Source organism: Paracoccus albus (assembly GCF_027913035.1).
Classification (GTDB): domain Bacteria; phylum Pseudomonadota; class Alphaproteobacteria; order Rhodobacterales; family Rhodobacteraceae; genus Paracoccus; species Paracoccus albus.
In genome coordinates this window covers 2634297-2645939 of the sequence record NZ_CP115775.1, presented here as the reverse complement: position 1 = coordinate 2645939, position 11643 = coordinate 2634297, and the positions used below count along the sequence as shown (strand labels likewise).

Below are 11643 nucleotides of genomic sequence, written 5' to 3'. Positions count from 1 at the left end.
CACTTTCGAGGAAGAGGGCGGCGCTGTGCGTCGCGACGGGTTGGTTGCCGAGAGAGAGGCTTTCGGCGCACGTCGCGGAGCAATCCCCATGGTTAATGCCACTCAGAAAATCACCCTCGCGTCCGCGCGCGATATTCCCTTCAACAAACTGGTGCTGAGCCAGGCCAATGTCCGGCGGATCAAGGCCGGGATCTCGGTCGAGGAACTGGCCGATTCCATCGCCCGTCGCGGGCTGATCCAGTCGCTGCATGTGCGGCCCGAACTCGACGCCGAGGGCAAGGAGACCGGGTTTTTCGAAGTGCCTGCCGGGGGCCGGCGGTTCCGGGCGCTGGAGCAGCTGGTGAAGCAAAAACGCCTGAACAAGACCGCGCCGGTGCCCTGCGTCGTCTCGGAGGCCGGCAATGTGCTGATCGACGAGGTGTCGCTGGCCGAGAATATCGAACGCGCGCCGCTGCATCCGCTGGATCAGTTCCGCGCCTTCCAGACCCTGCGAGACAAGGGCATGGGCGAGGAGGAGATCGCCGCGGCCTTCTTCGTCGACGCCAAGGTGGTGAAACAGCGCCTGCGTCTGGCCGCGGTCGCATCGTCCTTGCTGGAGGTCTATGCCGAGGACGGCATGACGCTGGAGCAGCTGATGGCGTTCACTGTCACCCAGGATCAGGCGCGGCAGGAACAGGTCTGGGATGCGATCAAGGACAATTGGCAGAAGGAACCGTATCATATCCGCCGTCTGCTGACCGAAACCAGGGTCCGCGCCGCCGACAAACGGGCGCTGTTTGTTGGCATTGAGGCCTATGAAGCGGCGGGCGGCACTGTGCTGCGCGATCTCTTCCAGCAGGATGATGGCGGCTGGCTGCAGGATCCGGTGCTGCTCGACCGGCTGGTGAGCGAGAAGCTGAAGGCCGAGGCTGAGACCATCGCCGCCGAGGGTTGGAAGTGGATCAAGGTCGCCGCGGATTTCCCCTCTGGCCACAGCAATGGTCTGCGCCGTCTGACCGGCACCACCATTGACCTGAGCGATGCGGAGCGTGCCGCACGCGAAAAGCTGCGCGACGAATTCGACGCGCTCGAGGCGGAATATGCCGAGGCCGACGAATTCCCCGATGAGGTGGATGCGCGCCTGGGTGAGATCGAGGAAGCGCTGGATGCCTTCGAGGATCGGCCCATGCGCTATGACGCGGATCAGATGGCCCGCGCCGGTGTTTTTGTCAGTATTTGCCATGATGGTGGGCTTGCCGTCGAGCGTGGCTTTGTCCGCCCCGAGGAGGAGGTGGTGAAAGGCGGGGAGGGCGATGGCGCCGATGGGTTGCCTGTCGAAGGTGATGAGCCCGGCAGCGTCCAACGCGCCGTTATCACCGTGGGCGGCGTAGTGCCGGAGGCCGACGAGGACGATGAGACCGATGCCATCAAACCGCTGCCGGACCGTCTTGTCAGCGAACTCACTGCGCATCGCACGCTGGCCCTACGCGACGCCGTTGCGCAATATCCGCATGTTGCCATGACCGCGCTGCTGCACCGGCTGGTCAGCGATTGCTTCCTGCCGCATTCCAGTAAGGGATGCCTTGAGGCCCATATCCGCGAGGTGCATTTCCCCGTTCAGGCCGAGGGGCTGGGCGAGAGCGCTTCGGCAAAGTCCATCCAGGAGCGGCAGGAACGCTGGGGTGATCACATCCCGGCGGATGACGCCGCGCTCTGGGACTGGCTTGAGGGGCAGGACAATGGCACCCGTATGGAGTTGCTCGCCCATTGCGTCAGCTTCGGCGTCAATGCGCTGCATGAAAAGCCGAACCCCTATAGCGGCATGGGCGTCAGTCAGCATGGTCTCGACGTGCGGCTATCACAGGCCGACCGGCTGGCGGGCGCGACCGGGCTCGACATGGTAGCGGTGGGCTGGCGGCCGACCGTCGGCAACTATCTCGGTCGGGTGACCAAGCCACGCATCATCGAGGCGGTGCGCGAGGGCGCGGGCGAACGGGCGGCGCAACTGATAGACCACCTGAAGAAGGGCGACATGGCGCAGGAGGCCGAACGTCTGCTGGCCGAAACCGTCTGGCTGCCCGAACCGCTGCGCATGGTTGATCCCGATGTGGGGGCCGGTGCGGCGGATGCTGTCGATGTTGAAGCCGAAGATCTGCCGGATTTCCTCACCGGTGACGGCGAGGAGGATGAAGACGACCCGCAGCACGCCGTCGCCGCCGAATAGGGCAAGATGGGGCGACAATGACCGCCCCCTCCGTTCCGTTTCCGACACTCGCCCGGTCCTCGTGACCGGGCTTTTTCTTTGGAGAACCCCAATGTCCGCATCCATCGACATTGATGAGATATTCCGCGATGACCGCCGCAATCTGCCTGCTGAGCGATCCCTGCCTTGGGAAGAAACCCGGGATGACGTCACGGTCGTGATCGAGCCGAAACCCCATTGGGCGGCAGATTTACACGCCTTTCGCCTCAATGCCCGCGAATACTGTTACTATGCCGACTGGATAGCGCATGGCGGTCGGGCGCGGTTCTACGGGCATATCGACACCTCGGGTGACGATGTGATGATGAAGGCCCGCGCCATGGTCGCGCGAGAGATCGCCGAAGGGCTCTGGGATTGATGCCTGCCGGAACGGCGCGCGGGCTGCAGGTTGCCGTCTCGCGGATCAATTTCCAGCTTCACCATGTCAACGCCATCCTGATAGCAGGGCCTCTGGTTCCATTCCCCGGCATGAGGGAAACACATGTCTAGCGCCGGCAGGGCGGCACGGCTGGCGCGGCGGCATCTGCGGACATCCGACTCCTGTCTGATGCAAATGTCCTCCCCCGCGTCCAATCGCAAACCCTGGTCTGATCCGTTTCTTTGCAGTCAACCCGCAGGGGGTCGGTCTACGCAAGCGTGCCGCCCTCGGGGACCCGAGGGTGATTGCAGATCCCGTCAGACACATCGGGCGCCTGTCACGCGGGGGATGGTCCTCCGCCTCCAAGACAGGAGCCGAACAAATGTCCTACGCAGATGTCACCGCCTTCGCCGCCAGCCTCGCCGCCACGCTGATGGTCGAGATCGTCGTGTTCCAGGCCGGGGACGGCACCCATGCCGCATGCCCAGCCGCCGAATGGGATGGCGATGACGACATGGTTCGGCTGGAAATAGATCCGTTCGAGTGAGGCGCAACAGCGCCTCATCCCCGCGCCCGGCGGTGCGATTCCGCCGGGGCCGCGAGAGGAAAAGGCGGGTCGGGAGGGGGCGAGCCTATCGGTTTGAGAGAGCGCCGGTCGGTTCATCCTTTCACCGCTCTCCCGGAGATCCCGCATGACCGATCCCAAACCGTTCGACTTCGCCGCCTCCATGGCGCGCGTTCAGGCGGATCACGCCGCCTATGAGGCCCGCGCCGCCATCCTCCGCCCGGCCAACAAGACCGCCCTGTTCGATACGCTGGTTGCCGTCGGCGTCACGCAGGTCATCGTCACCTTCGATGGCTATGGCGACAGCGGCCAGGTCGAGGATATCTCGGCGCTCACCGGCGGCGAGACCGTGAACCTGCCCGAGGCGCAGATCATCATCGCTACCACCAGCTGGGGCGATGACGCGATCGTTGAACAGGCCATGACGGTCGCCGAGGCCGTCGAACAGCTTGCCTATGACTTCCTCGCGGAAACCCATGGCGGCTGGGAGAACAACGACGGCACCTATGGCGAATTCACCTTCGACGTGGCGGAACGGGAAATCACGCTCGACTATAACGAGCGCTACACTGCCGCCGACTCCCATCAACACACCTTCTTAGGACGGAAAGATGGCGCATCCTTATCATCATTCCCTGTCCTCGGTGAAGAAATGGGGCGGCGAGGTCTATGACTTCATGTCTCTGCATGCGTGGTTCGATCAAAGCAAGGAAATCACAGCGGATTTCCGGCATCGCGCGCTTCGCCATCATGCCGAGGGCGTGTTCATGCTGGAGACGATTTTTGGACCGATACTCAGCCTCTCCACGGGCCGGGTGATCCCGACCCGCTGGGTGGGCAAGCAGCATGTGCGCGAGGATCTGGGCTTCATTCCCAGCTTCGCGGACTGGGCACGCGCCATCCGGTCGGAGCCGTGGATGGGCCGGACGCAAAAGATCGAGGCGCTGGTCGATCCGGCGATGGCGGCGCGATAGAGGCAGTGGCAGGCCGGGGTTTCCGTGACGGGTTGCAAGGGTGGAGGAAAGGCCTCCGCCGCCCGTCGCGGAGGCTTTTGCCATGAACACCCATGTTTCCCGTATCAAAATCGGCGTGACGCCTGTGACGGCCGCTGGCTGTCCATTCAGCCTGTCTTGCGCGGGGGAAGCCCTTGCGCATGACCCCGACCTTGGTGTCTGGCCGGTTCAGACCTCCATCCTGCTCGGCCGGTTCCGCGCGGTTGGGGAGGTCATGGCCTGCGCCCTGCGCCGGGGGCAGCAGGGCGGCATCCGCGCCGATCTCCTGCCGGGTTTCACGCCAAACCTTCTGATCCTCATGGATGGCCAGCAGCGGCTCTGCCTTGCCGGGCGGATCACGCTTGCGGGGCTGGTCTGGTGCAATCCGGTCGCCTCGGATGCCGAGGCCCGTCATGTCGTGCAGGAAGCCTGCCAGTTGCGGGCGCAGGCCATGGTGGCGCTGGATCGCGATGCGCCCGCCGAGGCGCAGGCCCTGCGGTTCCGCGCCGCCGCGCTTGATGGCCGACTGGTCGATCCGCTCTGGCGGGAAACCGCCGCCACGCTGCTGCGCCAGCCGCTGGCCGCTTGACCCCTTTCTTCTCTCGCTTCGCCTTACATGGAGGCCGCCATGGCCGATTACTTCACCCATTTCTCCTGCCTGCTGGACGTGGGCACGCCCGAACACGTTGCCCGCGCGCTGGAACTTTACAATGCACTGGCGGATGAAAACGCCGCCGAAGACCCGCCCTCGGACGGCTTTCTGCTGTCGATCCAGCCCGAGCATGGCGGCACGCAGCTCTGGATGCGCGACGATGGCAGTGGCGATCCCGAGCATGTCATCCAGTTCGTCAAACGCTGCGCCGCCGAATTCGGCCTGACCGGATTATGGGGGATGCAATATGCTTGCACCTGTTCTCGCCCGAGAATCGACGGGTTCGGCGGCGGCGCCCATGTTTTCGATCTGGCCACCGGCGAGACGGTGGACTGGATCTACACCGATGGCTGGCTTGCCACCGTGCTGGCCGGAGGCGATCCTTATGAGTGAGGTCATCGAAACGACAGTCTACCGCCTTGATGAACTGTCCGACGCGGCAAAGGATGCGGCTCGCGCCTGGTATCGCGAAGGCGGGTTTGATTATGACTGGTTTGATGCCGTCTATGAAGATTTCCAACGCATCGCGGAAATCATCGGCCTTGATCTCAAGACCCGATCCGTTCGCCTGATGGGTGGCGGCATGCGTCAAGACCCCTGCATCTGGTTTACGGGCTTCTGGTCGCAAGGGGATGGCGCCTGCTTTGAATCGCGGTATTCCTATCGAAAGGGCGCGCCGCGCCGGATCAGGGAATATGCGCCGCAGGACGCGGAACTACACCGTATCGCCGATGCTTTGCAGGCCGTTCAGCGGCGCAATTTCTACGAGCTTTGCGCCGATCTCAGCCATCGGGGTCGCTATTACCACGAATATTGCATGGCGATTTCGGTTGAGAGAGACAGTCCAACATATCAGGACATGACCGTCGATGCCGAGGGATTGCTCATCGAGGCACTGCGTGATCTGGCCCGCTGGCTGTACCGCCAGCTTGAGCGGGAATACGATTATCTCACCTCGGATGAGGTGGTTGATGGGGCCATCGTTGCCAACAGATACACCTTCACCGAAGCCGGGCGTCGTTTCGGATGAAGTCAGATTCGATGAACAGTCGCGTGCTGCTCGGGATGATTTCCCTGCTTTGTGCCTGACAGCATAGGGTTCACTGGGCCTTGGAACCACGCTATGTTTGGCGCCTCCCGGCAAGCCGTGACCAGGCTCTGGTCGTGAACGACGGGAGCCTGCGCGGCAGTCTCCTCCCTTCGGGCGACGATCCCTTGCGCGGGCTGCGCCGGGTCAATCCGGGCGCATGGTCTGTCTGGGCTTGTCCTTCCAGAGTCAGAGCTTCGCCGGGGTCGGGTAAGCCGGGTCAGCCCAGAGAGAGCGCTGCCCGTCTTTCCTGTTCCCGCTCTCCCGAGGTTTTCCGACATGAATATTTCGTCTCCCGTGACCGATCCGGTCACGCCGCTGGCGGCTGCGCCCGCGATCCTGGCTGCTGCCAATCTCCTGCTGCCCCATCTTGAACGCGGCCAGTGCGTCGACGCCACGATCCTGCGCGATGCGATGGAAAAGGCCTTTGGCGCATCTGATGCCAGCGGCGCCTGGGACTGGAAGCTGGCCTATGAGGCCTGCGAGATGGCCACCGTCCTGTTTCTGCGCAAATACGGAAAGGCGCTGTTTAGCAAGGCGAAATCCCCTGTGGCGCGGCTGGATCACCTGACGAAGATCGCGGCACTGTTGCCGAGCCAGACCCGCCGTTCTGAAGAAAGCCAGACCTTCCAGCAATTCAGCACCCCTCTGCCATTGGGCCTTGCCGCTCTGACAGCAGCTGCGATCACACCTGATGACAGGGTGCTGGAGCCATCGGCGGGCACCGGCCTTCTGGCGATCCTGGCGCAGACCATGGGCGGTTCGCTGATCCTCAACGAACTCGCCGATACCCGCGCCGATCTTCTGTCCTCTCTCTTTCCGGCCCTTTCTGTCACCCGTTTCGATGCCTCCCAAATTGATGATCATCTGTCCCCGGTCGCGGTGCCGTCTGTGGTGTTGATGAACCCACCATTCTCGGTCATGGCCAATGTCAGCGGCCGTGTGGCCGATGCAGCCTACCGGCATGTTGCCTCGGCGCTGGCCCGGCTTGCGCCGGGAGGGCGGCTGGTCACGATCACTGGCGCAAATTTCAGCCCCGATGCTCCGGCCTGGCGCGATGCGTTCACCCGTTTGCAGAAGCGCGGCCGCGTGGTGTTCACCGCGGCTATCGAAGGTGCGGTCTATGCAAAACACGGCACGACGTTCGACACACGACTGACAGTGATCGACAAGCTTCCCGCCGGTGATCCGGCCATTTTCCAGGCATCAAAGGGTATTGCGCCCGATATCGCGACGCTGCTCGGCTGGATCGAAGCTGAAGTGCCAATGCGGTTGCCGGTGGCGCTGCCAACGGCGGTCGCCTCCGCTTCGGCCACCACGCCGAAGACGGTGCGGGGCTATCTCGCCCGTGCCGCATCCCGGCCTGGCGCCCCTACGGCCCACGATCCCGGGGGCGTGGAGCTCGCCTATGAGACAGTGGACTGGACGCCGCCTGACGGCGCGCATCTCTCCGACGCGATCTATGAGGAATATGCGCTGCAATCGCTGCGCATTCCGGGCGCTGCGCCGCATCCGACCAGGCTGGTGCAATCCGCCGCCATGGCCTCAGTTGCGCCGCCCAAGCCCTCCTACCGGCCGATGCTCCCCGCCGATATCCATGGCCGTCTGTCGGATGCGCAGCTGGAGACCGTGATCTATGCCGGCGAAGCCCATGCTGATCATCTGGCCGGTGCCTGGACCGTGGACGAAACCTTCGACACAGTGAGTGCTGCACCCGAGGATGCTGCGGGCGTTGTCCGCTTTCGCCGGGGTTTCATGCTTGGTGACGGGACTGGTGCGGGCAAGGGACGCCAATCGGCGGGGATCATCCTCGACAACTGGCTGCGCGGGCGGCGAAAGGCGGTCTGGATCTCGAAATCCGACAAGCTGATCGAGGATGCGCAGCGCGACTGGTCGGCTCTCGGCATGGAGCGGCTGCTGGTCACGCCGCTCTCGCGCTTCCCGCAAGGCAAGCCGATCACGCTGTCGGAGGGCATCCTGTTTACAACCTATGCCACGCTGCGCTCCGACGCGCGTGGCGAAAAGGTTTCGCGTGTGCGCCAGATCGTCGATTGGTTGGGCGAGGGTTTCGATGGGGTCATCATTTTCGACGAAAGCCATGCCATGCAGAATGCCGGTGGCGGCAAGGGCGAACGCGGCGATGTCGCCGCCTCGCAGCAGGGACGTGCCGGGCTGCGGCTTCAGCATGCGCTGCCGGATGCGCGCATGGCCTATGTCTCGGCGACCGGCGCTACCACGGTTCACAATCTCGCCTATGCGCAGCGGCTCGGGCTCTGGGGCGGTGAGGGTTTCCCGTTCCAGACCCGCGCCGAGTTTGTCGAGGCGATCGAGGCCGGCGGCGTGGCTGCCATGGAGGTGGTGGCCCGCGATCTGCGATCGCTCGGCCTCTATGCAGCGCGTTCGCTCTCCTATGACGGCGTGGAGTATGAGCTGGTCGAGCACCGCCTGACCGACGAACAGCGCCGCATCTATGATGCTTATGCCGGGGCTTTCGCCGTCATTCACAACAATCTCGACGCAGCCATGGAAGCCGCCAACATCACTGGCAGCGAAGGCACGCTGAACCGGCAGGCGAAATCCGCCGCTCGCTCGGCCTTCGAGAGCACCAAGCAGCGCTTCTTCGGCCATCTGCTGACCTCGATGAAAACGCCGACCCTGATCGGGTCCATCGAATCCGACCTGGAGGCAGGCCATGCCGCCGTGATCCAGATCGTCTCGACCGGCGAGGCGCTGATGGAACGCCGGCTGGCAGAGATCCCGACCGAGGAATGGAACGATATTGCCGTGGACATTACCCCACGGGAATATGTCGGCTCGTATTTGCAGCATTCCTTCCCGGTCCAGCTTTACGAGCCTTTCACCGATGGCGAAGGCAACCTCTCGTCCCGGCCCGTCTTCCGCGATGGCCAGCCCGTCGAAAGCCGCGAAGCCGTCGCCCGGCGTGACGAGATGATCGAGCAGCTTGCCAGCCTACCGCCCGTTCCCGGCGCGCTTGATCAGATCGTGCAGCGTTTCGGCACCGATATGGTGGCCGAGGTGACAGGACGTTCGCGCCGGATCGTGCGCAAGGGTGAAGGTCCGGCGGCGCGTTTGGCGGTCGAGAACCGGGCTCCCTCCGCCAACCTTGCCGAAACCTCGGCCTTCATGGATGATCAGAAGCGCATCCTGATCTTCTCGGATGCCGGCGGCACCGGGCGCAGCTATCATGCCGAACTTTCCGCCAGAAACCAGCGGCTGCGGGTGCATTATCTGCTGGAGCCGGGCTGGAAAGCCGACGCCGCCATTCAGGGGCTGGGGCGCACCAACCGCACCAATCAGGCGCAGCCGCCACTCTTCCGGCCCATCGCCACAGATGTGAAGGCGGAAAAGCGCTTCCTGTCGACCATTGCCCGCCGCCTCGATACGCTGGGCGCGATCACCCGCGGTCAGCGACAGACCGGCGGTCAGGGCCTCTTCCGCCCTGAGGACAATCTGGAAAGTCCCTATGCCCGTGACGCGCTGCGACAGCTCTATCTTCTCATTGTGCGCGGCAAGGTCGAAGGATGCTCGCTGGAGCGGTTTGAATCCGCCACCGGTCTGAAGCTGATGGACAGTAATGGCATCAAGGACGATCTGCCGCCGATCACCACCTTCCTCAATCGGCTGCTGGCCCTGACCAGCGAGTTGCAGGGCATCCTGTTCTCGGCCTTCGAGCAGCTTCTGCAAGCTCGAATCGACGGGGCGATGGCCTCCGGCGCCTATGACATGGGGCTGGAGACGTTGCACGCTGAGAGCTTCATCGTCACCGACCGGCAAGTAATCCATACCCATCCTGGCACGGGCGCGGAAACCTGGCTTCTGACCCTGACCGAACGCAAGCGCAATCAGCCGGTGGTGCTGGAAGCGGCGCTGGCGGAACTGGATGACCCGCGCGCGAGGCTGCTCGTCAATGAACGATCTGGTCGCGCCGCTGTGCAGATCCCGACCACCAGCATCATGCTGGATGATGGCGAGATCGAGCGGCGCGTGCGGCTGATCCGGCCCATGGAAGCGATGAATATCTCCGTGCGGGCGATAGATGAAACTCATTGGGTCGAGGCCGAGCAGGCCACATTCACCGCCGCCTGGGAGGCAGAACTGGCCGAGGTCCCGGAGTTCACAGACAGCATCCTGCATATGGTGACGGGGCTTTTGCTGCCGATCTGGAAACGCCTGCCGCAGGATTCCGCCCGCGTCTATCGGCTTCAGACCGACGAGGGCGAGAGGATCATCGGTCGCCGCGTGTCGCCGGCATGGGCTGCAACCGCTTCTGCGATGGGGGGTGCGACCAGCATCACGCCCGATGCGGCCTATGCCGCGCTGATCGAAACCCGCACGATCCTCGATCTTGCCGAAGGGCTGCAACTGCGCCGGTCCCGTGTCATGGGCGCAAACCGGATCGAACTTTGCGGCTTCACCGATGCGATGCGCGAGCGGCTCAGGGCCTATGGCCTCTTCAGCGAGATCATTTCCTGGAAGCTGCGTTTCTTCGTGCCGGTCGGGGCAGTAGGCCCGGAGGTCACGGCCAAACTCCTCGAGCGTTTCCCGATCGTGCACATCTCCGAGCGGGAGGCGGCGTAATGGCGCGTCTCAACGCTTCGGAGCTGGCGCAGCGTCTTGGCCGTGAGGCCGAGGCTGTGTGCCGCCATTATCTGTCGAATGGGCGCAAGCAGGGCAATTACTGGCAGGTCGGCGATGTGCGCAACACGCCGGGACGTTCGATGTTCGTGCGTCTGACCGGATCGGAGGCCGGCAAGGGCGCGGCGGGGAAATGGACAGATTCCGCCACCGGGGAGCATGGCGATTTGCTCGATGTCATTCGCGACAGCCTCGGGCTGGTCGAATTTTTCGATATTGCCGAGGAAGCCCGGCGCTTTCTCAGCCTGCAGCATCCCGAACCGGGGCCACGGTCCCGCCGGTCCGGAAAACCGCCAGCACCATCAGGCTCCTCCGAGGCGGCCCGCCGCCTCTGGCGCATGACGCAACCGCTGGCCGGCTCAATTGCAGCGACCTATCTGCGCAATCGCGGCATTACCGATCTGCGCGAAACCGCCAATTTGCGTTTCCATCCGAATTGCTACTGGCGGCCCGAGGGCGATGGAGCGACCGAGACATGGCCCGCCATGATCGCCGTCGTCACTGACCTCGACGGCATAATCACCGGGGCACATCGCACCTGGCTCAAGCGCGACGGCTCCGGGAAAGCACCTGTCGATCCGCCGCGAAAGGCGATGGGAAATCTGCTCGGGCACGGCGTTCGGTTCGGGTGTGCGAGGGATGTCATGGCGGCAGGCGAGGGGATCGAGACCATCCTCTCGCTGCGTCAGGCACTGCCGACGATGCCGATGATTTCGGCCCTTTCGGCCGGGCATCTCGCCGCCATCCTGTTCCCGCCGCATCTGCGCAGGCTCTATATCGTCCGCGACAACGATCCGGCAGGCGACAGCGCGCGGGATCGGCTGGTGGACCGGGCTTATGAGGCCGGGATCGAGGCGATCACGCTCTCGCCCATGCTGGGGGATTTCAACGACGATCTCATGAGCGTCGGTCTGGATGCGCTGCGGGCGAAGATTCGTGTACAGATCTCCCCCGAGGATGTCAGCGGGTTCATGATCTCGTGACGGGGCCGGAACGGGGAATGTGATCGGGGATAGGTCCCGTCATGCGACAGGTGATTACCCCCAGCGGCAGGGGACCGCGCCTTGGCCTTCTCAGGGGGCGAGCGGCCC

At 63.9% G+C, this 11643-nt stretch carries 10 protein-coding genes; all 10 read left to right on the top strand.

Going from position 1 to position 11643, the window contains the following annotated elements; translation table 11 throughout:
* The first annotated feature begins 88 nt into the window (after positions 1–88).
* Positions 89–2203: a ParB/RepB/Spo0J family partition protein gene (locus PAF20_RS13350; protein WP_271071095.1), complete on the top strand. Its 2115-nt coding sequence runs from the start codon at positions 89–91 to the stop codon at positions 2201–2203.
* Between the two features lie 91 nt (positions 2204–2294).
* Positions 2295–2600 (top strand): hypothetical protein, encoded by a 306-nt coding sequence (locus PAF20_RS13345; protein ID WP_271071094.1) that lies wholly within the window; start codon positions 2295–2297, stop codon positions 2598–2600.
* Between the two features lie 382 nt (positions 2601–2982).
* Positions 2983–3147, top strand: a complete 165-nt coding sequence (locus tag PAF20_RS13340; protein ID WP_271071093.1) for a hypothetical protein — start codon at positions 2983–2985, stop codon at positions 3145–3147.
* Between the two features lie 145 nt (positions 3148–3292).
* On the top strand, positions 3293–3838 hold the full coding sequence (locus PAF20_RS13335) for a DUF6878 family protein (protein ID WP_271071092.1): 546 nt from the start codon (positions 3293–3295) through the stop codon (positions 3836–3838).
* Complete coding sequence (locus PAF20_RS13330; RefSeq protein ID WP_271071091.1) at positions 3777–4139, top strand: DUF6915 family protein; 363 nt, start codon at positions 3777–3779, stop codon at positions 4137–4139. Before PAF20_RS13335 ends, PAF20_RS13330 begins: the two co-directional genes overlap by 62 nt.
* 82 nt (positions 4140–4221) lie before the next feature.
* Complete coding sequence (locus PAF20_RS13325) at positions 4222–4746, top strand: hypothetical protein (protein ID WP_271071090.1); 525 nt, start codon at positions 4222–4224, stop codon at positions 4744–4746.
* A gap of 39 nt (positions 4747–4785) precedes the next feature.
* Positions 4786–5202 (top strand): hypothetical protein, encoded by a 417-nt coding sequence (locus tag PAF20_RS13320; RefSeq protein WP_271071089.1) that lies wholly within the window; start codon positions 4786–4788, stop codon positions 5200–5202.
* Positions 5195–5839 carry a DUF8835 domain-containing pootine gene (locus PAF20_RS13315; protein WP_271071088.1) on the top strand — a complete coding sequence of 215 codons (645 nt, stop codon included), beginning with the start codon at positions 5195–5197 and terminating at the stop codon, positions 5837–5839. The genes PAF20_RS13320 and PAF20_RS13315 overlap by 8 nt, the downstream gene beginning before the upstream one ends.
* 336 nt (positions 5840–6175) lie before the next feature.
* Positions 6176–10495, top strand: a complete 4320-nt coding sequence (locus PAF20_RS13310; RefSeq protein ID WP_271071087.1) for a strawberry notch family protein — start codon at positions 6176–6178, stop codon at positions 10493–10495.
* Entirely contained in the window at positions 10495–11535 is a 1041-nt protein-coding gene (locus PAF20_RS13305; protein ID WP_271071086.1) for a DUF7146 domain-containing protein, read from the top strand. Before PAF20_RS13310 ends, PAF20_RS13305 begins: the two co-directional genes overlap by 1 nt.
* Positions 11536–11643: the final 108 nt, after the last annotated feature.

Excerpts from the sequence above, each read along its gene's own strand:
- PAF20_RS13350 (WP_271071095.1), top strand. The coding sequence starts at position 89 with ATGGTTAATGCCACTCAGAAAATCACCCTCGCGTCCGCGCGCGATATT.
- PAF20_RS13345 (WP_271071094.1), top strand. The coding sequence starts at position 2,295 with ATGTCCGCATCCATCGACATTGATGAGATATTCCGCGATGACCGCCGC.
- PAF20_RS13340 (WP_271071093.1), top strand. The coding sequence starts at position 2,983 with ATGTCCTACGCAGATGTCACCGCCTTCGCCGCCAGCCTCGCCGCCACG.
- PAF20_RS13335 (WP_271071092.1), top strand. The coding sequence starts at position 3,293 with ATGACCGATCCCAAACCGTTCGACTTCGCCGCCTCCATGGCGCGCGTT.
- PAF20_RS13330 (WP_271071091.1), top strand. The coding sequence starts at position 3,777 with ATGGCGCATCCTTATCATCATTCCCTGTCCTCGGTGAAGAAATGGGGC.
- PAF20_RS13325 (WP_271071090.1), top strand. The coding sequence starts at position 4,222 with ATGAACACCCATGTTTCCCGTATCAAAATCGGCGTGACGCCTGTGACG.
- PAF20_RS13320 (WP_271071089.1), top strand. The coding sequence starts at position 4,786 with ATGGCCGATTACTTCACCCATTTCTCCTGCCTGCTGGACGTGGGCACG.
- PAF20_RS13315 (WP_271071088.1), top strand. The coding sequence starts at position 5,195 with ATGAGTGAGGTCATCGAAACGACAGTCTACCGCCTTGATGAACTGTCC.
- PAF20_RS13310 (WP_271071087.1), top strand. The coding sequence starts at position 6,176 with ATGAATATTTCGTCTCCCGTGACCGATCCGGTCACGCCGCTGGCGGCT.
- PAF20_RS13305 (WP_271071086.1), top strand. The coding sequence starts at position 10,495 with ATGGCGCGTCTCAACGCTTCGGAGCTGGCGCAGCGTCTTGGCCGTGAG.